Annotated in this window: 17 protein-coding genes and 3 pseudogenes; 8 read left to right on the top strand and 12 right to left on the bottom strand. The window is 61.2% G+C overall.

The genetic code is table 11. The features are described from left to right. Window positions 1-50: 50 nt before the first annotated feature. Window positions 51-1385: an MFS transporter gene (locus AC3ITY_RS16530; protein ID WP_489303665.1), complete on the bottom strand. Its 1335-nt coding sequence runs from the start codon at window positions 1383-1385 to the stop codon at window positions 51-53. Between the two features lie 113 nt (window positions 1386-1498). Beyond that, window positions 1499-2074, bottom strand: coding sequence for a nuclear transport factor 2 family protein (locus tag AC3ITY_RS16525; RefSeq protein ID WP_489303663.1), 576 nt, complete (start codon window positions 2072-2074; stop codon window positions 1499-1501). Window positions 2075-2188: 114 nt separating this feature from the next. Here AC3ITY_RS16525 and AC3ITY_RS16520 point away from each other — a divergent pair, with 114 nt between their 5' ends. Beyond that, window positions 2189-3091 carry a LysR substrate-binding domain-containing protein gene (locus AC3ITY_RS16520; protein WP_489303661.1) on the top strand — a complete coding sequence of 301 codons (903 nt, stop codon included), beginning with the start codon at window positions 2189-2191 and terminating at the stop codon, window positions 3089-3091. Between the two features lie 102 nt (window positions 3092-3193). Here the strand turns inward: AC3ITY_RS16520 and AC3ITY_RS16515 are convergent, their stop codons facing one another. Continuing rightward, on the bottom strand, window positions 3194-3676 hold the full coding sequence (locus AC3ITY_RS16515) for a flavin reductase family protein (protein ID WP_489303659.1): 483 nt from the start codon (window positions 3674-3676) through the stop codon (window positions 3194-3196). Window positions 3677-3736: 60 nt separating this feature from the next. Continuing rightward, a complete protein-coding gene (locus AC3ITY_RS16510; protein WP_489303657.1) occupies window positions 3737-4954 on the bottom strand; it encodes an acyl-CoA dehydrogenase family protein in 1218 nt (405 codons plus the stop codon). Window positions 4955-5112: 158 nt separating this feature from the next. Here AC3ITY_RS16510 and AC3ITY_RS16505 point away from each other — a divergent pair, with 158 nt between their 5' ends. After that, on the top strand, window positions 5113-5784 hold the full coding sequence (locus AC3ITY_RS16505; protein ID WP_489303655.1) for a TetR/AcrR family transcriptional regulator: 672 nt from the start codon (window positions 5113-5115) through the stop codon (window positions 5782-5784). Window positions 5785-5809: 25 nt separating this feature from the next. On the opposite strand, the gene AC3ITY_RS16500 is transcribed toward AC3ITY_RS16505, so the two are convergent. The 8 genes and pseudogenes from AC3ITY_RS16500 to AC3ITY_RS16465 all read right to left on the bottom strand — a co-directional run bounded on the left by AC3ITY_RS16500 (window position 5810) and on the right by AC3ITY_RS16465 (window position 14779). Then, on the bottom strand, window positions 5810-6583 hold the full coding sequence (locus AC3ITY_RS16500) for an ABC transporter ATP-binding protein (protein ID WP_489303653.1): 774 nt from the start codon (window positions 6581-6583) through the stop codon (window positions 5810-5812). Window positions 6584-6616: 33 nt separating this feature from the next. Next, a pseudogene (locus AC3ITY_RS16495) lies at window positions 6617-7132 on the bottom strand (methyl-accepting chemotaxis protein); the annotation flags it as partial. A 339-nt stretch (window positions 7133-7471) separates the two neighbouring features. Next, window positions 7472-8227, bottom strand: a pseudogene (locus tag AC3ITY_RS16490) (MCP four helix bundle domain-containing protein); the annotation flags it as partial. Between the two features lie 248 nt (window positions 8228-8475). Continuing rightward, window positions 8476-9732, bottom strand: a complete 1257-nt coding sequence (locus tag AC3ITY_RS16485; RefSeq protein WP_489303651.1) for an MFS transporter — start codon at window positions 9730-9732, stop codon at window positions 8476-8478. 59 nt (window positions 9733-9791) lie between these two features. Beyond that, complete coding sequence (locus tag AC3ITY_RS16480; protein WP_489303649.1) at window positions 9792-11153, bottom strand: outer membrane beta-barrel protein; 1362 nt, start codon at window positions 11151-11153, stop codon at window positions 9792-9794. A gap of 68 nt (window positions 11154-11221) precedes the next feature. Further along, a complete protein-coding gene (mhpA, locus tag AC3ITY_RS16475; RefSeq protein ID WP_489303647.1) occupies window positions 11222-12832 on the bottom strand; it encodes a bifunctional 3-(3-hydroxy-phenyl)propionate/3-hydroxycinnamic acid hydroxylase MhpA in 1611 nt (536 codons plus the stop codon). A gap of 114 nt (window positions 12833-12946) precedes the next feature. Continuing rightward, complete coding sequence (locus tag AC3ITY_RS16470) at window positions 12947-13867, bottom strand: VOC family protein (protein WP_489303645.1); 921 nt, start codon at window positions 13865-13867, stop codon at window positions 12947-12949. A gap of 78 nt (window positions 13868-13945) precedes the next feature. Then, entirely contained in the window at window positions 13946-14779 is an 834-nt protein-coding gene (locus AC3ITY_RS16465; RefSeq protein WP_489303643.1) for a fumarylacetoacetate hydrolase family protein, read from the bottom strand. Window positions 14780-14967: 188 nt separating this feature from the next. Here AC3ITY_RS16465 and AC3ITY_RS16460 point away from each other — a divergent pair, with 188 nt between their 5' ends. The 6 genes and pseudogenes from AC3ITY_RS16460 to mdeB all read left to right on the top strand — a co-directional run bounded on the left by AC3ITY_RS16460 (window position 14968) and on the right by mdeB (window position 23843). Beyond that, window positions 14968-15669: a GntR family transcriptional regulator gene (locus tag AC3ITY_RS16460; RefSeq protein WP_489303641.1), complete on the top strand. Its 702-nt coding sequence runs from the start codon at window positions 14968-14970 to the stop codon at window positions 15667-15669. Between the two features lie 323 nt (window positions 15670-15992). Continuing rightward, window positions 15993-17210 carry an MFS transporter gene (locus tag AC3ITY_RS16455; RefSeq protein ID WP_489303639.1) on the top strand — a complete coding sequence of 406 codons (1218 nt, stop codon included), beginning with the start codon at window positions 15993-15995 and terminating at the stop codon, window positions 17208-17210. Window positions 17211-17404: 194 nt separating this feature from the next. Beyond that, the gene (locus tag AC3ITY_RS16450) at window positions 17405-18727 is read left to right on the top strand and encodes a carbohydrate porin (RefSeq protein WP_489303637.1); all 1323 of its coding nucleotides are present in this window, start codon (window positions 17405-17407) and stop codon (window positions 18725-18727) included. Between the two features lie 267 nt (window positions 18728-18994). Further along, window positions 18995-20155: pseudogene (locus tag AC3ITY_RS16445) on the top strand (HAMP domain-containing protein); the annotation flags it as partial. Next, window positions 20150-21019, top strand: a complete 870-nt coding sequence (locus tag AC3ITY_RS16440) for a methyl-accepting chemotaxis protein (RefSeq protein ID WP_489310895.1) — start codon at window positions 20150-20152, stop codon at window positions 21017-21019. The pseudogene AC3ITY_RS16445 and the gene AC3ITY_RS16440, both read left to right, overlap by 6 nt. Before the next feature lie 139 nt (window positions 21020-21158). Beyond that, on the top strand, window positions 21159-23843 hold the full coding sequence (mdeB, locus tag AC3ITY_RS16435) for an alpha-ketoglutarate dehydrogenase (protein ID WP_489303635.1): 2685 nt from the start codon (window positions 21159-21161) through the stop codon (window positions 23841-23843). Window positions 23844-23923 lie beyond the last annotated feature (80 nt).

Here is a 23923-nt window from a genome sequence, read left to right as displayed (position 1 = left end):
TTTTCTAGGGGTGGCAGGGGCGGCCATCCGTTGGCCGCAGTGCGGGTTGCTCAGTTGGTCACAGGTATGGCGGTGGTTCGATTCAGGCGCCAGAAACCGATGATGCCGAGGGCGGCGATGCCGGCAGGTATGGCGGCGGCCACCAGCAGGTCACTCGTCGACCACTGCAGGGACAGGAGCAGGGCGCCGATGAAGGGGCCGCAGATGCCGCCCAGGCGACCGACGCCCAGGGTCCAGCCGGTGCCGGTGGCGCGCAGTGCCGTCGGATAGAAGGTAGAGGTCATGGCGTTGAGTGCCGCCTGGCCGCCGAGGATGCCGAAGCCGGCGACGGCGATGCTCAGGTAGGCCAGGTTGATCGAGGTGTAGTAGTGGCTGAACAGGACGATGGCCACCGCCGAGACGATGAAGGTCGGCACCAGCACGGCACCGAAGCCGCGACGGTCTACGAACCAGCCCAGCAACCAGCCGCCTGCCAGGCCGCCCAGCCACATGGACGTACCGGCTAGCACCGCTTGCGACGGTGAGTGACCCGCGCCGCTCATCAGCACTGGGGTCCACGAGGCGAGGAAGTACACGCAAAGCATGTTCATGAAGTTGATCAGCCACAGCAGCAGGGTGCCGCGCAGCCGGCCATCGGCAAACAGGTGCGCGAGGGACAGGCCGTTCTTGCGCGGCTCACCGATCACCAGGGTGGTCTGTTCGCTGATCTGCAGGCCAGGTTCGATGCGCGCAAGAATGGCGCGGACGCGGTCAAGCTGGCGGTTGCGCAACACGCACCATTGCAGGGATTCCGGCAGTGCGAAGAACATCAGCACACCCAGGCACAACGGGGCGATGGCCCCCAGGTAAAACACCGCCTGCCAGCCGTACAGCGGAATCAGCGCGGCCGCAATGGCGCCGCCGACCAGGCCGCCGACAACCATGCCGGACGAGACCAGGGTCAAGAGCATCACGCGGTTGTGCCGGGGGGCGTACTCGGTGACCAGAGTCGCGACGTTGGGCACGATGGCGCCCATGGCGATGCCGGTAAAAAAGCGCAGGGCCAGCAGGCTGTCCACCGTGGTGGCCTTGGCGGCGAAGTACATCAGCACGGCCATGACCAGGGAGGCGATCACCAGTACCGGGCGGCGACCGACGCGGTCAGCCACCGAACCCAAGGCAAGGGAGCCGATCAGCATGCCCAGCATGCTGATGCTGAACACCGGGCCGAGGTTGGCTTTGGCGATGCCCCAATCGGCGATCAGGCTGGGGGCGGCGTAGGCCATGGCCTGGATGTCGAAGCCGTCGACGACCATGCACAGGAAGCATTGGACGAGCACAAGGATCTGAAAGGCGCCCAAGCGACTCCTTTCGACAATCGCAGTGATGTCGAGTTGATTGTTCAAAAGCGTATACCTCTGTTGTAGTTATTTTCGGTAAGGGTGTTGCGCTGCAAGCAAGAACAAAGCGTTGGCCGGGTGCTGGAAATTTCTGTGGTGAAGGTGGGCGAGGGGGGTGATCAGGCGGCGAGCCAGGCACTGGCCTCGGTGCGCATGGCCTGCTCCAGTTCGCTACCGCGGGTGGCGAAAACCCGGTCCAGCGGGAAGCCGCTTTTATCCAGCAGGTAGGCCAGCGGTGCGTATTCGCGCGGGTAGCGCGCCACGGTGTCACGGTCGATTTCGACCAGGCCTTGCGGGAAGGTGAAGCTGCCCATGTCGTAGATGCTCTGGCGCTTAACCAGCTTCCACACGTCCTGGCGTTTCTCGACCAGGTCATAGAAACGGTTGTGCACGCTGCAACCCAGGTTCAGCCGGACGTTATCGGCGACGATCACGGCGTTGGTTTCGACCACTGCTTTGTTGCCGTTGAAAGTGACTACCGGGGTGCCGATCAGGTGCTTGGTGCGCAGGTCGGATTTTCCCATGCGCTTGGAGCCTTCGACGAATTCGGCGAACGGGCCTTCAAACCAGGTGATTTCGATGATCCCGTCCGGATGCGCAAGATTGGCCAGTTGCTCCCATTGACCGAGATCGCGGTGAATCCAGCCATTGATCAGGTCGGTGATTTGAAGACGGTCTTCCAGGTAAGTCTGCATGGGTTCTCCTCGGCAGGTGGGGTGTTGCTGGTTCCAGCATCTGCTGCTGGACAGATAACTTCAAATAGATTGATATGAACGATTGATCATTAAATCTGATGGAGTGCTGCGCCCATGGATCTGCGTCATTTGCGTTATTTCCTCGCCGTGGCCGAGGAGGGTCATTTCGGCCGGGCAGCCCAGCGTTTGCACATTGTTCAGTCGGCGCTGAGCATGCAGATCCGCGCCCTCGAAGAGGAGCTCGGCGGCCCGTTGTTCCTGCGCACCAGCCGTCGCGTGGAGCTCACCGAAGCCGGAATCCTCCTGTGTGCAGAGGCGCAACGTACCCTCGACCAGGCCGCCCATGCCCAGCGCGTGGTGCAGCGTTCCCTGCGTGGCGAGATGGGCACCGTGCGCATCGGCTTCGCCGGTAATGCGGTGTTCAGTGGGCGCCTGATGGCCGACGTGCGGGCCTTTCGCGCGGCTTATCCGGACGCGGAAGTCATCCTTCGCGAGCTGGCGCCGCAGTTGCAGGTCGAGGCCATCCAGAACGGCCAGCTGGACCTGGGATATGCGCCCAGTCATGGCGGTCAGGCCCATGACAGCGAGTTGTTGTTCGAGCGAATCGGCACCTGGCCGCTGGTGGTGGCCCTACCGGAAGATCACCCCCTGGCGAAGGAGAAAACCTTGCGCGTGCCGATGCTCGCCGCCGAATCGCTGATCATCTACGCCGCCCACGGCGCCGATGAATACATGCTGGCCGGGTTGCGCAAGGCGCTGGGGCGCGAGCCCAAGGTCCAGCGCACCACCAGCACCTTGAGCGTGCTGGCGCTGGTGGCGGCCGGCATGGGGGTGGCGATGGTGCCGGCGCCCTTGATGCAGGTGACCATTCCGGGCCTGACCTATCGCACCTTCGACGACGTCGAACCGCACACCGACCTGCTGCTCATCAGTCGCGTCAATGAAATCGGCGGAGCGGTGCGCGCGTTTCTGCGGGTGGCCCATCAAGGCGGTGTACCGGTTGCCGCTTCTCTTTAGTCGAGAAATGGCGAGCGGCTACAAGCCAGAACAGGGATTGCGTGTTTCGAGCAGCCTGGCCCAATTCTCCAGTGGAGCCGGCTCGCCGCAGGGCAACCTTTGTCACGCCGCATTCAGCTTTCCGTATTGGCCTGAGAAGAACAGCAGGGGGCGCGCCTGTTCCGCTTCCACCAGTTCGACCACTTCAGCGATATACAACTGGTGATCGCCGGCGGTATGGATCTGGACCACTCTGGCAACAATGTGCGCCAGGCTGCCCTCGATGATGGGAACGCCCCGGACTTTGTTCATGGCCACGTTCAGCCCCTCCACGGCACGGCCGGCGAAGTGGCCGCTGATATGCTCCTGTTGTTCGGTGAGAAAGTTCACGCCGTAACAATCGCCTTGCCTGATGTGCTTGCAAAAGCGGGATTCGTTCTTGATCGACACTAGGATCAGTTGCGGTTCCAGCGACACTGAAAGGAACGCATTGGCCGTCATCCCCGCGGGTTCATTTTCCCGTTCGTAGGTCACCACGGTGACCCCTGTGGCAAATCGGCCCATTACGCGACGAAACTTGGCTGTGTCGTTGTGTGCATCGTTCATTTTTATTCTCCATTCGTATGCCTGGCGGCCAGTACGCCTGGCCGCGCGAGTGTCGTGCGTTTACACCAGAGGTGTGTTCGCCTCTTTGCCACACAGGATTCGACCGAACAGCTCCAGGTTGGTGGAGGTGCACACCACACCATGCAGATTGGCCACCCTGGCGTCGCGCCACAGGCGGTTGAATGGATTGGCGCTGCCGGCCAGGGAGCCGCCGCTGGCTGTGGCCAGCAGGTCGACACCTTCCCAGATCAATTGGCTGGCATAACCTGTGTCGCGGCGGATGCGCGCCCGTGTTTGCCGGTCCATCGTCATGCCGGCAGCAGCGCAGGCATCGATTTCGTCGACGCAGCGCTCCACCACCAGACGCGCGGCATCGAGTTTGGCCGAGGCTTCTCCGACCTGTAGGTGCGTGACGGCCGCCTCGTCCTGCTGGTTGTACCAGGTGTACTGGATGCCCCGGCCGGGCAGCTTGGCGAGGAAGGTTTCCAGTGCCGCTCTGGCGATGCCCAGGGCGGGGAATACCAGAATGATTGCCAGCAACGGAATGAACGCGCCGCGATACAGCGCTTCACCTTGCAAGTGGGTGGAGGCGTATTCGCCGGCAATGGCCTTGGACACTGACGCAATGCGCTCATCGGGTACGAACAGGTTTTTCACCGACACCGAGGTACTGCCGCTACCCCGCAGGGCCATGGTGTCCCAATCATGCAGCAGCGTGATGTCTTCGATCGCAATGAGCGCCAGGCCCTGGTCCACGGTTTCACCCGCTTCATTGACGATGGGGATCCCCAGCAGGTCCCACTGTGCGTGGTACACGCCGCTGTTGAAACCCCACAGGCCTTCTTCGATCAGGATTCCGCCTGCCACACGCTTGACCTTGGCTTTGCGTGGAGACAGCACGCCACTGCTGCGCACCTTGCCACCGCTGGCGAAGATCGGGTCACTGACCGCCTTGGGATACAGGGTGGCGAGCATCCAGTTGCAGATATTTATCAGGGCGCAGGCCCAGCCAGCCGAACCATCTCCACGGCCTATTTCGCTGACCACTTCCATGTAGGTTCTGACGCTGGTTTGCAGACCGCCGTGCTGGCGTGGAATCATCAGGTCAAAGGCGCCGATGGCGTCCAGGTCGGTCACAGTATTCTCCGGCAAACGGGCCAGTTCATCGACGGCCCGGGTACGAGAGCGCAAGGTGTCGACCAGACCGCTGGCGCGAGCAATCAAATCGCTATCATCGACGTGGGCGTTGACCTTTGCGCTTTGGAGGATGGAGTTCATGGCTTTTCCTGTTATTGAGATTATTGGATGAGCTTCTGACACAGCAATGACGAATTCGTCACGGTGACGAATTCGATACTAATGGAAATATATTTTTTTGATAAATATATAATTCATCTATCCGCCCCGGCGATTCGATGGGAAAAGGCATAACGCAAATGGACAGTACGGCAGCACAGAACAACGAACCGGACGCACCGCTGGATCACCGCAGCGTGACCGCCCAGCGCAAACGCGATGCGATGCGCGCGCGGATACTGGCGGCGACCATGGACTTGCTCGAAGATCCTTCGCGGGTTTCTGTCACCATCGAGGACGTGGCGCGGGTGGCGAAAATTTCCAGGGGGGCGTTTTACAAACATTTCGCTTCGCTGGAGGAAGCAGTGGCCGCTATCGGCCAGGAGGCCACTGACGGCATGACGCTGCACATCCTGCCGGTGTATGACGTGCTGACCCAACCGCTGGAACGCATCAGCACGGCGATGCGCCTGTTTTTGCTGCGCGCGCATACCGACCGTCGTTGGGCGGCGTTTTTCCTCCGGGCGGATCTGGTGCAGAATCAGTCGATTTTGCTGAAGTACGTGATGGCCGACCTGCAGGCGGGGCGTGACGCCAGCCTGCTTGACCTGCCCTCGATGCAGGCAGGTGTCGATGCGTTGATTGGCGCGACCCTGGAAGGGGTTCGGAGCATGAACCAGCGCAAGGTCGACGACCCGCAGGCTTACATAGACGCAGTCATTCTGATGGTGCTGCGCGGTTTTGGCGTGGAGAACGTGCAGGCCCATGAGGCCGTGGCGTTCTCCAGGTCTTACCTGCTGGCGCGAGCTTGATCCAGCGAGCGCTGATGCTCAAGTTTCAATCATGCCAGCAGCGGTACCAGCCGTTTTTCTCGCTGATGTGCAGCGGTGTTTGATAAAGGTCCGACAACCTGTCGCTGGTCAGCAGCTCGGACTTGGGACCGTCAGCAACAATCTGCCCCTGCTTGATCAACACCACGCGGTCGATTTCCGGAATGATCTCGTCCACGTGGTGGGTGGTGATGAGCAAGGCCCGGCCCTCGCTGCAGAAGCTGCGCAGCAGCGTCAGCATGGCCAGGCTCGCGCCCACTTCCAGGCCATTGGCCGGCTCATCGAAAATCAGCGCTTCGGGATGATGCACCAATGCCCGGGCCAGCAGCAGGCGCCTTTTCTGGCCCGTGGAAAGACGCTGGAACATGCAGGATTCTTCCTGCTCCATCCCCAGCCTGACCAACATTTCGCGCGCCTGATCGACCTGAGCTGGCGTGGGTTGCAGGTGTTCGTGGCAGCCAATGGAACCAAAAAACCCTGAAATAACGACGTCCAGCGCGCGGGTGTAGGGCGTGTAATCGTCTTGCAGATCCTGGGAGACGAAACCGATCCTGTCGCGCAGTTGCCACAGGTTCAGGGTTTCGCTGCCAAACAGCTTCAGGTAGCTGCCCTCTTGGGCGACTGGGTAGAGCTCTCTGTTGATCAGTTTCAGCAGGGTGCTTTTGCCTGCGCCGTTGGGGCCGAGAATGGCCACGCGTTCCTGCGTTCCAATCGTTAGCGAAAGCTGGTTCAGCACTCGGGTCTGTTGCTGATAGGCGGTGACTTGGTGGAGTTCGATCATTGAGAAAAACCTGGTAAATGCTGAATGCTCGCGCTAGATGCGAAACCTGTCGATGTGCCCGCGCAGCCCGGAAGCCAGCAGCGAAAGCTCTTCGCTGGTGGAGTGTATCTCTACTGCACTGGCCGAGGTCTGTACCGACAGATCACGAATACTGACCAGGCCGCGGTCGATTTCCCGGGATGCTATGGCCTGCTGTTCCGAGGCGCTGGCGATGACCACGTTCATCTGACTGATCGTCTCCACCGCCACGGTCACCTCCTGTAAGGCAGAGTCCGCTTCCCGGGCAATGTCCAGGGTCGAATGGACACGTTCGGTACTCGTTTGCATGGACGACAATGTGTGTGTCGCCACGCTGCGCAGATCGCTGACCATGTGCTCGATTTCCTCCGTCGATTGCTGCGTCCTGAACGCCAGCGCCCGCACTTCCTCGGCGACGACGGCGAACCCGCGTCCCGCTTCGCCAGCCCGGGCGGCTTCAATGGCGGCGTTGAGGGCCAGCAGGTTGGTCTGCTCGGCGATCGAGCGTATCACCTCGAGCACCCGGTTGATGCCGGACACGCTGCCGGCCAGTTGCTGGACACGATCGGCGGTCACCGAGATGCCCTCGGCCAATATCGACAGCGATTCGAGAGTCTGCATGACCCGGGTTTTTCCGGTTTGCGCCGCAGCGTCGGTGGTGCGTGATGCCTGCGCAGTGGCGGTTGCGTTTCTCGACACTTCATCGACGGCGGCGGTCATTTCATTCACGGCTGTTGCAGCCTGTTCGATTTTCTTGTTTTGTTCCTGAAGCCCGCTCGTGGCGCTGGCGATAACCCCATGAAACTGCCGCGAAGAGAGCGCCAGCTGGGTGGACGAGCCGGTGATGCGCAGGACGGTGTCGTGAAGGTTGTCCTGCATCGCTTTCAACGCCTGGAGCAACAGCGCCGGTTCGTCGTTGCCCTGAACCGGGATGGTGGAGGTCAAATCACCGCGGGCAATAGTCTGCGCGACCTTGAGTGCATCGAGCAGGGGCTGGTTGATGCTGCGGGTGTAGAGCGTTGCCAGGATGATCGTCAACACGGCGGCGAGGACGACGGCGGCAATGACGCCTGTCACGACGTGCTGATGGGTTTGTTGTTCGATTTCGGCACTCTGTTGATATTGCTTGAGATAAAAGTCCTGCAATTGGCCGGAACGTTCTCCGAGTGCCATGGCAAATTTATCGATAGGACCGTCGAGAGTCCCGGTAGCCGCCTGGCGCTGACCTTCTGCTGCGAGCCGGATGACCTCGAGTTGCTCATGGCGGAACGCCGTTGAGGCGTCCAGGTAGCGTTGGAAAATCTCGCGCTCCGCCGGTTGCTGGAGGCGGCTGGCAAATACCTGCTGTTGCTGGTGCAGGCTGTTGAGTACCTGCATCAGCAGGCGCTGATTGTCCGCCAGGGCGGTTGGGTCCTGCAGGACGACCATGCGGAAGGTCATGATCCCGGCGCGGTCCTCGGTCTTGTTCAGCTCCGCCAGGCGGATGATGCCCGGTACCCAGACGTCCCTGATCGCGTCGGCCTGTACACTCATCTGCTTGACCATGGTCAACGAGAACAGGCCAAGCAGGAGCACGACCAGGCCAAACAGGCCAAAGCCGAGAATCGAGCGCGGAGCCAACTTCATTTTTCTGAAAAACAACGGAATTTTCCTCAAAGAAGGGATCTTGGCAGGCATCCCGCAGGCGCACTGTTATGCCGGGCATCAAACGAGTCGGCGCCGGCTTGTGGCCGGCGCCGTTGTTTCAATGAAACGCTTGAGGGAAAGTTCAGCGCCGGACGCTTGTGGCACCCCGCGCTGGCATGCACATCCTGTGCATGACGTGACGTGTTGCTGCAGGCAGGCACGTTGTTGCGATGTCCTGTCGGTGCTGGTCAAACGCTGTCGATGCCCTCGGCAGCGGGCGCAGCTGTTCTGGCCGGCGCGGTTTCGCGCAAGCAGGTCGCCACCAGCAGGCCGACGATCACGGCGCCGAGTGCCAGGTACAGGGTGTTTTCAATCCCGTGATGCTGGGCGATGTAACCCGCGATGGCCGGCGTTACGCCACCGCCAAAAATCTCGCCGATGCCGACTACCAGGCCGGTGGCGGTGGAGGTCAGCGCTGCGGGGACGGACTCGCTGGTGAGCGGGCCGACGGTCATGCAGATCATGCTGAAGTTGAAAAAAATCGTCAGGAACAGCAGGGCGAACAACTTCACCGGTTCGGCGCCGGTGCCCATCAGCAGCCACAGGAACACGCCGGTGGCGACGAACGAGATCAACACCACCGGTTTGCGACCGATGCGGTCGGACACCGCCGGCATGATCAGCTGCCCGAGAAACCCGCCCAGGCCAATGGCTGACATGATGAAGCCCATCTGCTGTACATCCAGGTGCAGATAGTCCATCAGGTAGTTGGGCATCATCACGCTGATCACGAACAGGCAGGTCAGCATGCAGAACATGCCGACGATGTTCAGCCAGACATTGCGAAAGCGCAGGGCGTCCAGCCAGCTCGGGTGGTCGGCGGCGGAGGGCGATGCGGCTTTCTGCGGCGCTGCGGCGCGGGTTTCCCGCAGGTGGCGGTACATCGCTACGGCCAGCAGGAAGCCGGGCAGCGACACGATCACGAACACCCAGCGCCACGAAGGCACCACCAGCAATAACTGGGTGGCGAGGATCGGAGCGAGGCCAAGGCCGAGGATCGGGAAAAACGCCTGCTGGATGCCGATGTTCATGCCGCGCCGGGTCGGGTGCGAAGACTCCGCCGTGGCCGCCAGGGCTGTCGGCGTGAACGCGCCTTCGGAAATGCCCATGATCGCGCGAATGAGCATCAGGCCGCCGATGCCGGTGGCCAGCCCGGAAAGCCCCGCCAGCAGCGAGAACACCAGCACGGCGGGGATCAGCACTTTGCGGCGGCCGATACGGTCGGACAGCCGCCCCATGAAAATCGAAGAAATGCCCCAGGCCAGGCCGAGGATGGCCGTCACATTGCCCAGGTCCTGATAGTTCAGGCCGAGGTCTTTCATCATCACCGGGAACAGCGGCAGGATGATGAAGCGGTCCAGGCCCACCAGGCCGAAGCCCAGGGCCAGCAAGGCCACCGCTTTGAACTCGTAGCGAACATCCCACGCGTGCTTATTGTTGTTCATGGTTGTTACTCGGATGGAGTGGAGGGAGGCAGCCGCATCGCAGCCCGGCTGCCACGGGCTTAGAAATAGATCAGCGCTTCGACCAGGCCACTGAGCTGCGAGCGGTCGCGGCCGTTGCCGAAGGGCTGGTCGTCGTTGTCGCCGTCGAACACGTCGTAACGCACTTCGGGGCGCAGCGAGATGTACTTGTTCAGGTCGTAGCGCAGGCCGGCGGTGAGCGCGTTGAAGTCGCCGCGGGCTGTGGAGACGGGCAGCAGGATGAAGCCGTCAGGGTCGGCAAAATGCTCGGCGCGTACCGACCAGGACAGGTCCGGCCGTTGCTGATAAGTGAGCACGGCGTTGGCGCCCCACCAATGCGCACCGTCGAAGCCGGGGCCGTTAATGATGTCGACGGTGCTGGCTTTGCCATCGCCGTCCTGATGGCCGTAGACCAGTTCCGCGCCCATCGACCACTTCGGGTCGAAGCGGTGCCAGCCGTTGAGCGAGTGCTGTTGCTTGAACTGGCCGTCGGGCGAGACCAGCCGTGAGGTCGGTGCCTGTACATCACTGAAACTGTCGTTCTGTTCATCGCCGACGATGAACTCGTAGTCGATCCAGCTCTGCATGTCGGCGGTGCGCCAGCGCACGGCGCCCATCAGCGACTTGCTGTCGTTGTTGTCGCGCAGGTTGTTCCAGCCCTGGACCACCCCCAGTTCGGTGCCGAGAATCCCTGACTCGCCGTTGTACAGGCGGGTGCCGAGCAACACGCCGCCGACGGTGCCGGGCTCGCTGACGAAGGCGTAGCTCTTGCTGCCAAAGGGATTGCGCGCGGCGCGGATGTTGGGCGGGATTTCGTAGCCCAGTGCCGGGCCGAATACCCCGGCCATGGCGGTGATGCCAGGACCGTAGGGTAAGTAGGCGGTCGCGGCGATGTTCGGCACGGCGAGGAACTTCTGTTTGTCCCGCTGGGCTTTGGCCAGGTCGTCATCGCCGGGGGAGTTGACGTCCCAATGCATGTCCCAGCCCTGGGTGCGAGCGAATTGGGCGTTACGGCCGTAGTTTGCTTCGAAGGTAAAACCGAAGGAGGCTTCAGTCGGTTTCGGGCCGGGCAGGGGTGTGATGCGCGGCACCATGTCGCCTTTGAGTGCCTTGTCGACGAACAGGTGCAGGCTGCCCCATTCCAGGCCTTCATCGGCGAAACCAACCTGGGGCAGATTGCTCAGGCCATCCTGGCGTTCGTCGTGGGTCGAGCGATTGTTGCGTGAGTAAGCCGTGTCGAATAACCCCGAGACCTGAATCCCGTAGTCCTTTTCCAGCGTGTCGCCAAACAGGCTGCGAAACAGCGTGCCTTCGCCTGTCTCGGGGCTTTCGGCGGCGTGGCTATTGAGCGTTGCGAAGGCGGCCAAAACCGCACCAAGCGTTTTCACCTTGATGTTGTGCATTGTCTGTCTCTTGTTTTTGTTGTCAGAGTGCTGAAAGCGGGGGCATCCATGCCCCCGAGAAACCGGTGTCAGACGTGACAGGCCCGGGCGCCACTGGCGACAGGGGCGTTCTGCTGCAATTGCCGGCGCAGGGAGTCGAGCAGTTTCGGCAGGACCGACAGTTGCGCTACTCCACCGAAGCAGTAGTAATCCGGGCGCACGACCAGGACCTTGAGCCCGGCTTCTGCCATGAACTGCAGGTACTTGCCGGAGACGTCGCGGTAGATGCCTTTGGCGCTGTTGGCCTGCGCTGCCAGTCGCACGACCTGCACGCCGTAGGCGCGAATGAAGTCCAGTTGCTGTGCATCGAGCAGTGTCAGCGGATCTTCGTCACCGCTGACCAGCAGGTGGAAACCGCGGTCGATGACGTCGTCGTAGCGGCTGACCTTGCCATCGATCTCGATCGAACCGTGTACCCCGAGAATGCCGCGCAATTGACCTTCCTCCTGCAACAGACCGTCGGTCAAACCCGGGAACGGTGGCAGTGGCGCCACGTTGCCGCTCAGGTACGCCGCGTCACGTTCGGCAGCCTTCACCGGATCGGACACACAGACCACTTTGCCCATGGCCATGGAGGCTTCGATCACGGCGCGGATCTGTGGCTTGCGTTCCAGGGTGTAGCTGTCCAGCAAACTGTTGTCCGCCAGGCCGCGCAGCAGCAGGTCGAGGCGCCAGGACAGGTTCCACGCATCGCGGATCCCCGAGCACATGCCCTGGCCCATGAACGGAGGCATCACGTGGGCGGCATCGCCGGCGAGCATCACCCGGCCGCTGTGCCAGTTCGAGGCAATGCGCGAACGGAACTGATAGACCGCATGGCGCACCAGGTCGGCGGTGTCCGGGGTGACCCAGCGCGACAGAAGCGACCAGACCTTGTCGGTGTCCTGCAGGTCTTCGAGGGTCTCGTGGGGCAGGCGCATGAACTCCCAGCGGCGATAACCGGGACCGCCGGGGACCATGGTGGTCGGACGCTCGGGGTTGCACCATTGGCCGATGTCCGGCACATCCAGTTCCACACCGGGCTTGGGTTTCAGGTCGACCACCAGCCAGTCTTCCTGGAAGCCCAGGTCTTGCCATTCGATGCCCAGGGACTGGCGCACGAAACTGTTGGCGCCGTCGGCACCGATCACATAACGGGCACGCACGCTTTGCTGTTCTTCACCCAGTGAAAACTTGCCGTCTTCACGGATCACGCGGTTGAGCACCATGTCGCAGCCACTGGCGTCCTGCTTGAGCGCGGTGGCTTCCCAGCCCTGATGGATCTGCACGTTGGCGATGCTTTTGGCCTTGCGGTCTAGGGCGGCTTCCAGCGACGGCTGGTTGAACAGGTAGCCGAACGGACCATCGCTGATGGACTCGGCAGACCAGTCGATCTCTACCAGCACTTTCCAGTCGGCGTTGAACCACTGATAGCGCGCCGAAGGCTGGGAGATTTTCGCCAGTTCCTCTTCAAGACCCATGGCGAGGAACACACGGCGGATTTCATGATCGTAGAAAACCGCGCGTGGCAATGGGTAAAGGGCTGGCCAGCGCTCGAAGACGGCGACGGTGTAGCCCATCTGGCCCAACAGAATGGCGAGGGTCTGGCCTACGGGACCGTAACCGGCAATGGCGACATCGACTGTGGTGTGCTGATTCATGACTGTGCCTCGTGTACTGCGCAATGATTTCCGGACATGGCCGGGCCCGTGGCGCGATCACAAGGATGCGCGCCATGCAGGCATGTGAGGTGTGCTGGAGCGGGGCAGGCAGACTCAGGCGGGGGCCGGAGTGTCCGCTTCAGTGTTGAAAATGAAGTTGTCCGGAACCTCCGGGCCCCATAGGTACAGGGAGTTTTCCGGGGGGAAGTCGCCGGCGGGCCATTCGACACCTTCGCCGATGTAGTCCATGTCTGCCGAGTATTCGCAGAAGGAACCCCAGGGGTCCTGCACGTAATGGAAGTAGTTCGAGCCCAGGCAATGTCTGCCGGTACCCCAGCCCTTGGCATGTCCGGCCGCGGCCATCTGCGAGGCGCCGGAGCCGACTTCGTCAATGCTGTCGACTTCCCACGCGGCATGGTGCCAACCCTTGGCACTGCTCTTGGCGAACGCCACCAGATGATGGTCGCAACCGTGCGCGGCGTGGCTGAAGGCGATGATGTCCATCGACTTGTCCGAAAGCTTCAGGCCCAGGGCGTGCTCGTAGAAGTGCAGGGCGCCGAGCACGTCAGGGGTAAACAGCAGCACATGGGACAGGCGGCGCGGTCGGACCCGAGCCATGCCATCGCGGGTGGTTGCGCCACGGCTGTTTGCGGGGGTATCGCTGCTGCGGGGAGCGGTCTTCTGGTCGGGCATGGTTTTTTCGCCGACCTTGACCTGCAACAGATTGCCGTCCGGATCACGGAACCAGATGCCGTCGCCCGGGCGGTCTTCAAAACGGCCGCCTGCGGTTTCGATCTGCTGGCGCAGGGCGGCGAAATCCGCTTCGTAGCAATTGAAACTCAGGTAGGCCAGGGACTTGGAAGCAGCCGGCAGGATTTTCGCCCACACATGCCCGTCCGCTGCGCGCAACAGGAGCTGGTCCGGGCCGCGCTCTACATCAAGGCCGAAGCTTGCGAAGAATTGGCAGGCTTCGTCCAGGGACGGAACGTTCAGCGCGTAATGATCAATTGAATGCACACCATGGGACACGCTCATGATTGCCTCCATTTTAATTATTGTAATTGTAGCGCGCAGGGCTGGGAGCTGGCCCTGCGCGGGCTCGAAGCGCTTTGATCAGGCCTCGTCGACCACCGGGTTGACCAGCTTGCCGATGCCCTCGATGGACACTTCGACCACATCGCCGACCTTGAGGTAGACCTTCGGGTTCATGCCGAAACCGACGCCGGCCGGGGTGCCGCTGACAATCACGTCGCCGGCTTCCAGGGTCACCGCTTCGCTCAGGGTGGAGATGATGGTCGCCACGTCGAAGAGCATGTCATCAGTGTTGGCCGACTGGACGACTTTGCCATTGACGCGGGTCTCGAGCAGCAAACCCTTGCCACCGGCCGGCAGTTCGTCGGCGGTCACCAGGACCGGGCCGAACGCGCCGGTGTCATCGAAATTCTTGCCAACGGTCCACTGCGGCGAGATGAACTGGTAGTCGCGCACCGAGCCCTCGTTGAACAGGGCGTAACCGGCAACGTGGTCCAGCGCATCTTCCTTGCTGATGTGACGGCCACCGCTTTTCAGCACCACCGCCATTTCACCTTCGTAATCGAGGGTATCGGAAATGCGTGGACGAATCAGCGGCTTGTTGTGGGCGGTCAGGCTGGAGTTCCAGCGCGGGAACAGGGTCGGGTAGGTGGGCTGGGCGTACGGCGACTCCTTGGTGTGGTCGGCATAGTTAAGACCCACACAGACGATCTTGGTCGGACGCGCCATCAGTGGCAGGTAGGCGTCTTCGGCGATGTCCACCAGTGCGCCGTTGGCTTCGGCGCCGTGGGTGGTCAGGTCGACGCCGCGGGCTAGCAATGACTCAAGCGACTCGGTACCCAGCACGCGTACGCCTTCGGCAGTGACGACACCCAGTACAGGTTGACCTTGATTGAGGAAGCGAACGTAGCGCATGACGGTTTCTCTTGTTGGATTTGAAAGGGGTCGGCGGTGACAGGCAGCTGACCGCTTAGTCGACCGCATAACCACTAAGCTAAAACCAATAAAATATATCGTCAACAAAAAATATATATTTTTATGGATGTGAGAAATTTTGCCGTCTGTGTATGATTCGTCAGAACAAGGCGTAATAGGACTCGACCGTGAATTCCCCTCTGATCAACTGGCAATCTTCGGAACCCGCCGAAAAGCGCACCATGGCCTCGCAGCTCGAAGCCAGGATTCGCCAGGACATCATCAAAGGGCAACTGGCCCCAGGCAGTCGCCTGCGCCTCAAGGAATTGGCCGAAGCCTACGATGTCGGGGTCATTCCGTTGCGCGAAGCCTTGTCGCGCCTGGCCAGCAGCGGCTTCGTCTCAGCGGCGGATCAGAAAGGCTTCAGTGTTGGGCGAATTTCCGCCGCGGAAATCGCCGATATCACTGCTGCCAGGCTGCATATCGAATGCAAAGCGCTGGCCGACTCCATTCGTCAGGGTGACGTGGAGTGGGAGAGTCGGGTTCTGGCCGCGCATCATCGGCTCGATCGCCTGACGATCGTCGAAGGCCCGGAGCGCCTACTCAAGCCGGAATGGGAAAACGCCCACGAACTGTTCCATCAGGCGCTGATTTCCGGCTGCAATTCGCCGACCCTGCTGCGCTTGTGTTCATCGTTGCGTGATCAGACGGCGCGTTATCGTTTCCTGTCGATGCACTACGCCGACAGCACGGCGCGGGATGTGCCCGACGAACATCGCCAGTTGATGAATGCGGCGTTGGCCAAGGACGTCGACAAGGCCTGCGAATTGTTGGCCAGGCATTATCAGACCACGACCGAATCGGTGCTAAGGCATGCACTACTTGCGTGACGGTCGCGACCGTAGATCTCCCAGGCCACTAAATTCGCGTAGTGTGGAGGCGGCGCACTAACAAAGCGGTCAAACAGACCTAAAAGCCCTGCAGGTTTGCACCCGCAGGGTTTTTTTTCGTTTTCGACGGCCACTCACCCGAGTTTTGATCATTGCACAGTTATCGGTGGCTGGATTTCTTCGCCTCGGGATGGTCGGCCCATCGCCGTTGATCTCAACCAGTGTTGATATAATTGTCGGGGGGACGTAGGCTCCTGAAAAGAGCAGACAAGCAGGCTCCAGACGCCAAAGCGGTCGCTATAACAATAATAAGGACCCAAGACATGAAACGTTGGTCAGTACTCCTAGGCTGCTTTCTGGGGATGAGCATCGCGCCGCCCGCCATTCTCCTGATTCCGCTGGGCCTGTTCATGAAGTCGGTGACCGGCGAGTTCGGTTGGTCGCGCACCGATTTTTCCATCATCATTTCGGTCGCAGCCCTCTGTAATGCCCTGGTGATGCCGCTGGCCGGCTGCCTCGTCGATCGTTTTGGCGCACGCCGGGTCGCGCTGGTGGGCACGGTGCTGGGGTGTGGCAGTTATATGTGCCTGTCGCTCACCCATTCTTTCGGCGCCTTTGTCGCGATCACGGCGTTGAGTGTGGCCTTGGGCAATCTGGCGAGTTACCCGGCTTTCCTGTTCCTGACCCAGCGCTGGTTCGACAAACACCTGGGGCTGGCCTTTGCCATTACCTCGTCGGGCCTTGCGGTGGGCACCGGCGGGTTCTCCTACCTCATTTCGCAAAACATCGTACTGCACGGCTGGCGGGAGGCTTTTGTGGCGGCCGGGGCGATTGCCCTGGTCATTGGCCTGGTCAATCTCGCCGTGTTTGTCCGGGACAACAAGGGGCCGATGCCCGAGGCAGAGCGACGCGGTGAAAAAACGCCCCTGGGCGAGGACGGTCTGAGCCTGCGCAGTGCCATGGCAACGCGGGATTTCTGGTTGTACTCGCTGGCCTTTGTGCTGGTGCTTTTCGGCGCGGTAGGCGCCAGTTTCCATCTGCCGGCGATGCTGTCCGATTGGGGCGTATCCGCCCCTCAGATCGCCGGCATCGTGGCGACGGGTTCTGTCGGGTCACTGGTCGGGCGACTGTTCGGTGGCGCCTTGCTGGATCACCTTCACACCCGCACCGTGGCCGGCATTTTTCTCGCCTGCCAATTCGTCGGCTTCCTGATGCTGATAGACGGACCGAACCGGGCGCTGATCGCCAGCTTTCTGATTGGTGCAAGCCAGGGTGCCGAGATCGATCTTCTGGGTTTTCTGATCGCCCGTCGTTTTGGCCGACTGGCATACGCGCGGATCTTTGGCAGCGCCTTTTCGGTCACTCTGCTCGGGGCCATTATCGGACCCATCGCGCTGGGTATGGTGTTCGATAAAAGCGGTTCCTACAGCCTTGGCTTGATGCTGTTCCCAGTACTGCCGGTTCTGGCGTTCGGCTTGTTGTGCATGTCCGCCAAGTCGCCACAACAGGCGTGGATTTCCACTGCCGCCAAGGTTACATAGACCCGTTCACTTCAGCTTCCAATACAACAAAAATAAAAGGTAATGGTATGCGGCCCAACTCAATCGGGATGAACCGAATCCGTAAGCGTGCGCCTGAATTTATACGGCTGACGCTGGCGGCATCCCTGGCAATATGGGCAGCTCATGGTTTGAATGCTCGTGCTGAAGCAACATCGAATGACCGGAATCTGGTCGTGCAGGTTGCCCCTGAACTGAAACTGCCGGCCGCGGCGCTTGAACCGGCGGCCGAGAAGAAATCGCTGCCCGACAGTCAACTGCTCGGCCATATCATCGAGCGTAAAAAACAGTTCGCGAAAATCGATGCGTTGGCTGAACACGGGCAACTGACCGAGTTGCCACCGCCGTCGGAAAGCATCATCGGTGATGCCGGTGGACTGCGCAGTGACTTGGCTGAGCACGGCATCGGCTTCAACATCCTGAATATGTCCAATTTTACCAATAACTACATGGATCACGATCGGCACAATCCGCAAGCCTACAGCGGCGAGCGTCCCACTTACTCATCGAACCTGGTGGCAGGGATTACCTACGATCTGGGGCAAGTTGGCCTGGAAAATGGGCAGTTTATCTTGGGGGTGGGCAGTTACTACTCCAGCTGGGACGAAGTGAATCCTTCGTCGAAGTTCAGTTACACGCGCATCGCTTACTACCAGAGCCTGTGGGATAAAACCGTCGAGTTCAAATTCGGCGTGTTGCCCAACGACCTGGAGTTCGTCGGCCCGTTCACCGGCGGCACGCTGGTGGGGGGCACCCAGGGTTTGCAGGCGCTTATCCCGTACCAGGTCGGCTTGAGTCACGCGCCTGTTTCCAGTCCTGCAGCCAACGTGACCCTGAACCTTGGCAACTTCTACAACAAGTTCGGCGTTCAGCGCAGTATTAGTCCCGACGGTATGGGGCCGGAAATCGACCGCCACCTGGGGGAGCTTGACCTGCACGTAGACCATGCCGGCGCACTGTACATCGATGAGCTCGGCTTCAAACGCAACCCTACGCCGGGCACGCCCTATGCGTGGCTGCGTGCCGGTTATATCTACAACACATCGGACTACAGCCAGTTCCTGAGCAACGAGCGCAGTGATGACAACTACGCGGGTTACGTTCTAGGCGACTACCAGTTTTACCAGTTCGACAGCGCCATCGCGTCCCGGGGCATTTATGCGGGTTTTACGTGGATGTCTGCGCCCGAAGATCGCAACCTGTTTGATCTGTACTACGGCTTGCGCGTGTTCACCAAAGGGCCTTTAGACTCGCGGCCGTTCGACATGTTGACGCTGGAGTACGGCTTCACCAGCTACAGCGACGACGCCAACACCAAGCTCGATAAAATCCACGTGTCGAATGCCGACGATTCAAAGTCCACGACTCTTGCCTACAACATGCGCCTGGCCGCCGGCACCTATTTGCGTACCGGGCTCAGTTATGTCGAGCATCCGGCATTCAGTCCCGATGTCAAAGATGCACTCAATCTGCAAGTCGGCGTCACTTTGTTCTTTTGATACGTGATTGGCGCCTTGCAAAAAACCAGGCATTGGTCCCCCTCACATCGGCTAAGGGCAACCGGCAAAGACACCCCTGATCAATCGAGCCGCTCGTGCAATGCGGCGGCTCGTTGGGGCAGTCCAGGGCTATCAGCAATTCAGCTAGCTCGCATCATTATTGGCCATTGGCCGAGCCGCAGGCATACGGGATAGGCTCCTAACGCAAGCGACGCACAGCGTCGGAATTCGAAGAACAACAAGAAGATCTCCTATGACCAGCGCACCATGGTGCTCCACGCCATATCCTCTTTGGTTCAGATTCGGCCGCCACGACCTCACTGCGACTTGCACTTGTGCTGCCTCAGGCGAAGGGTCTTTTCGATGATTGCGCGTGTGCTGGGCAACCTGTCAGTAGGCACCAAGTTATCGCTGGGTTTCGGCCTGGTGTTGTTGTCGACATTGGGCGTTGCAGCGACCGGCTTCTATGCCCTGAATGTACTCGAGGCACGGGCCGAGAAGATGAACGACGTCGCTTCCGTTGAGTCGCTGCTGTTGCAGGCGCAGGTCTCGGTCAAGGCGTTCGGCCTGGACCTGGCCGAGGAGGAGGCGAAAAAGGTGGCCAGCCTCACCGGTGAGCTGGTCTCGTTGCTGGAAAAGTCCCGGGCCGGGCAGGGCGATTCCATACAGGCCGCAAAAATCTATCTCGCCCAGTTCGAGCGTTACGCTCAGGCCCAACGCGATGCCCGCGAGGCTCGCCTGCGCATGCAGCAACTGGCCCAGGTGGTGGGCGAGCGGTTCACCGTGGTCATGCTCGATCAGCTGGACGCCGTCAACCTGCTGGCGTCGCGCACGCAGCCGGCTGACTCGGTGCGCATGCTGCAGCTTGAACAAGCCTCTACGCTGCGTGACAAGCTGGCCAACCTGCGTGACAGCGAACTCTACTTCACGCTGCAAGGCAGCACCGAGTTGCGCAACGCCTGGGAAGCGCGGGTGATCGAATTGCGCTCGTACATGGAAAACCTCGAGTTGCGTCTCGAAGGTTCGGAGCGGGAATCGCTGACTCAGGCACGCACGGCGCTGGATGAATACCGCACGGCGTTCAACGGTTATGCCGCGAGTCGTGATCAAGCCGCCGAAAGCCAGGCGGCGATGAATGTCGCCGCTGACAAGGTCAGTGCCTTGCTGGGCGCGGCCCGCGTCGCGCAAGTACAGGCCTCGCAGTCGATGAGCCAATGGGTATCGCGGCTGCTGGGGGGGATCGCGCTGTTGGCGGTCAGCTTCGGCATCGGCGCCAGCCTGTTGATTCGCCATTTGATCCTGCAACCGTTGCGTCAGGCGGTCGAGCTGACCCGGCGCGTGGCATCCGGCGATCTCAGCGCACAGATCGATGCATCCGGACGATGCGACGAGCTGGGCCAGTTGCTCGGCGGTGTCGGGGTCATGCTCGACAGCCTGCGTGGGCTGGTCGGCCGGATTGGCCAGGGCGTCGGGCAGTTGAATCAGGCCGCCGACAGCCTGGTGCAGGTCACCGAGCGTACGCGACAGGGCGTCGACTCGCAGCGCGAAGAAACTGAATTGGCGGCCACCGCCATGCAACAGATGGCCGCCACTGCACAGGATGTTGCGCGTAACACCGGTCTGAGCCGCAGTGCCGTCGAGCAGGCCAGTGGACAGGCGCGCAACGGTGAAGACCTGGTGCGCCAGGCAACGGCAAAGATCGGTCACCTGGCAGAGGAAATGAGCGGATGTTCCGAGGCCATGGGCTCGCTGCTCAACGAGAGTGCGGCCATCGGCAAGGTGCTGGATGTGATCAAGGCCCTGGCCGAACAGACCAATCTGCTGGCCCTGAATGCGGCGATCGAAGCGGCGAGAGCCGGCGAAAACGGTCGTGGCTTCGCGGTGGTGGCGGACGAGGTACGCAACCTGGCCCGGCGCACCCAGGCCTCTACCAATGACATTGCGGCCATCATCCTGCAACTGCGCACTGTCGCCGAACAGGCGGACAGTCGCCTGCAGGGAAGCCAGACGCTGACCCGCGAGAGCGTGGTGCTGGCCGCCCAGGCTTCCCAGGCGCTGCAGGACATCGCCGCAGCAGTATCGACCGTGGAACAGATGAGTCAGCAGATCGCGGCGGCGGCCGAACAGCAGAGTGCGGTGGCAGAACAGGTGGGCGAAAGCATGCAGCGGGTCCGCGCCGTCGCGGGGCAAAGCAGCGCTGCCAGCGAAATGCTCGAGGCGTCCGTGCGTGGGCTGGAACAGGTCGGCGGCGCACTGAATGCGGCGGTCGGCGATTTTCGCACCACCGCTTGAAGCGGGTCCCGAGTGTATGGGTGCAGGTTCGACATTTTTATCTCGATAAACCTGATTCAAGTCAGGTCATGAAGCTTAGTACGGCGGCACGTTCTGTCGGTTCATCTCTAAGCAAACAACAATAAGAGTGGAGGCAGACATGAGTTCGCTAAACGAAAACCCCGGGGCAATGGCGTCTTTGGATATTGACCGGGACGAAACCCGGGAGTGGCTGGAGTCGCTAGAAGCCGTCGTGCGCGATGGCGGTTCGGAGCGCGGCCAGTTCCTGCTCAAACAGTTAGAGCAACACGCAAGAGCACTTGGCATCACCTCGCATGTGCACCCGTACTCGGCCTATCGGAACACAATTCCGATTGAACGGCAGGGTCCCTATCCGGGCGACCTTGCTGTCGAGGAACGGATCACGTCGATCATTCGCTGGAATGCATTGGCCATGGTGGTGCGCGCAAACCAGGCCTACGGAGACTTGGGCGGGCATATCGCAAGTTACGCGTCGGCCGCCGAGATCTTCGAGGTCGGCTTCAACCACTTCTTCCGTGCCCGCGATGAACAGCACGGCGGCGACCTGGTGTTCTACCAGCCGCATTCGGCGCCTGGCGTTTACGCCCGTGCGTTCCTTGAGGGACGCCTGTCGGAAGAACAGTTGGCCAACTATCGCCAGGAAGTGGGCGGCAACGGATTGAGTTCCTATCCGCACCCCTGGTTGATGCCCAATTTCTGGCAATTCCCCACCGGCTCGATGGGCATTGGTCCGATCAGTGCGGTGTATCAGGCGCGTTATATGCGCTACCTGGAGAACCGTAATCTCGCTGACACCGGCGACCGCCATGTCTGGGGCGTATTCGGTGACGGTGAAATGGACGAGCCGGAATCCATTGCCGGCCTGACCCTCGCGGCACGGGAAAAGCTCGACAACCTGACCTTTATCGTCAACTGCAACCTGCAGCGCCTGGACGGGCCGGTGCGTGGCAACGGCCAGGTCATCCAGGAGCTCGAAGCGCTGTTTACCGGTGCCGGCTGGAATGTGGTCAAGGTCATCTGGGGATCGGACTGGGACCCGTTGTTCTCGCGGGACACCAACAACGCCCTGTTGCAACGCTTTGCCCAGACCGTCGATGGCCAGTACCAGACCCTCGGCTCGAAGGACGGCGCCTACAACTTGCTGCACTTCTTCCAGCAGGATCCAGAGGTCAAGGAACTGGTCTCGCACATGTCCGATGCCGAGATCGATGCCCTGAAACGCGGTGGCCACGACTTCCGCAAGCTGCATGCCGCGTTCGCCGCTGCCAAGGCGCACAAGGGCCGTCCGACCGTAATCCTCGCCAAAACCAAGAAAGGTTACGGCATGGGCGGTGCAGGGGAGTCGCGCATGACTTCGCACCAGGCCAAGAAGCTGGATATCGACGCCCTCAAGGCGTTCCGCGATCGCTTCGCGCTGCCCCTGTCAGACGACGATGTCGCACAACTGCGCTTCTATCGCCCGGCCGAAGACAGCCAGGAAATGCGTTACCTGCGTGAGCGCCGGGCGTCGTTGGGCGGCTACATGCCGGCGCGGCAGAAGGGTAACGAACACGTCGCCATTCCAGCCCTGGCTGACTACGCGCGTTTCGCCTTTGAGGCCGATGGCAAGGAAATGTCCACCACCATGGCGGTGGTGCGGATGCTCGGCGGTTTGCTCAAAGACAAGGAGCTGGGGCCACGCATCGTACCTATCGTCGCGGACGAAGCCCGCACCTTCGGCATGGCCAACCTGTTTCGCCAGATCGGTATCTACTCGCCGCTTGGCCAGCTTTACGAGCCGGAAGATGCCGGCTCCATGCTGTATTACCGCGAGGCCCGCGATGGCCAGCTATTGGAAGAGGGCATCACCGAAGCGGGAGCGCTGTCTTCCTGGGTCGCCGCGGCAACCTCTTACAGCGCCCACGGCAAACCGATGCTGCCGTTCTACATCTACTACTCGATGTTCGGTTTCCAGCGCGTCGGTGACTTGATCTGGGCAGCGGCTGACCAACGTGCCCGCGGCTTCTTGCTGGGCGCCACCGCAGGGCGCACGACCCTGGGTGGGGAAGGGCTGCAGCACCAGGATGGCAGCAGCCATGTGGTCGCTGCCACCGTGCCCAATTGCCGTGCCTATGACCCGGCTTTCGCCGGGGAGCTGGCGGTGATTGTCGACCACGGCATGCGCCAGATGATGGAGCGCGATGTCGACGAGTTCTACTACATCACGGTGATGAACGAGAACTACGCCCAGCCTTCGCTGCCGTCCGGCGTTGAAGATCAAATCATTCGCGGCATGTATCGCTACGCAGTGGCCGATGCACCGGCGTCACGGGGTGCGGTGCGGTTGCTGGGCAGCGGGACCATCCTGCGGGAAGTGATCGCGGCGTCCGAGTTGCTGCTGGCTGACTGGCAGGTATCGAGCGAGGTGTGGAGCGTCACCAGTTTCAGCGAGCTGGCTCGTGAAGCGCGTGAAGTCGAGCGACACAATCGCCTGAACCCCGCTGAAACCGAACAGGTCAGCCACCTGTGCGCCTCCCTCGCCGGCGATGCACCGGTCATTGTCGCCTCCGACTACGTTCGCGCCTGGCCGCAACTCATCGCCAGTTACGTCGATGCGCGCTTCATTGCCCTGGGTACCGATGGCTTTGGCCGCAGTGACACCCGTGCCGCCTTGCGCAGTTTCTTCGAGGTGGACCGTCACCAGGTCGTTCTGGCGGCTCTGGACGGACTGGTGCGCGAAGGCAAGCTGCCGCGTCAGGTGCTGGCCGAAGCCATCGAACGCTACGCCCTGGACGGTGATCGTCCAGCGCCCTGGACGCGTTAACGGTTTTCTCTTCGTATGCGCTCGATGAGCGCTCCATCCGTTGCGTGAACGCGCAACGGATCCCTTTCTTGGCGACGGTA

It is taken from the genome of Pseudomonas sp. GL_091 (assembly GCF_057837725.1).
This window is presented reverse-complemented; position numbering and strand designations above follow the sequence as displayed.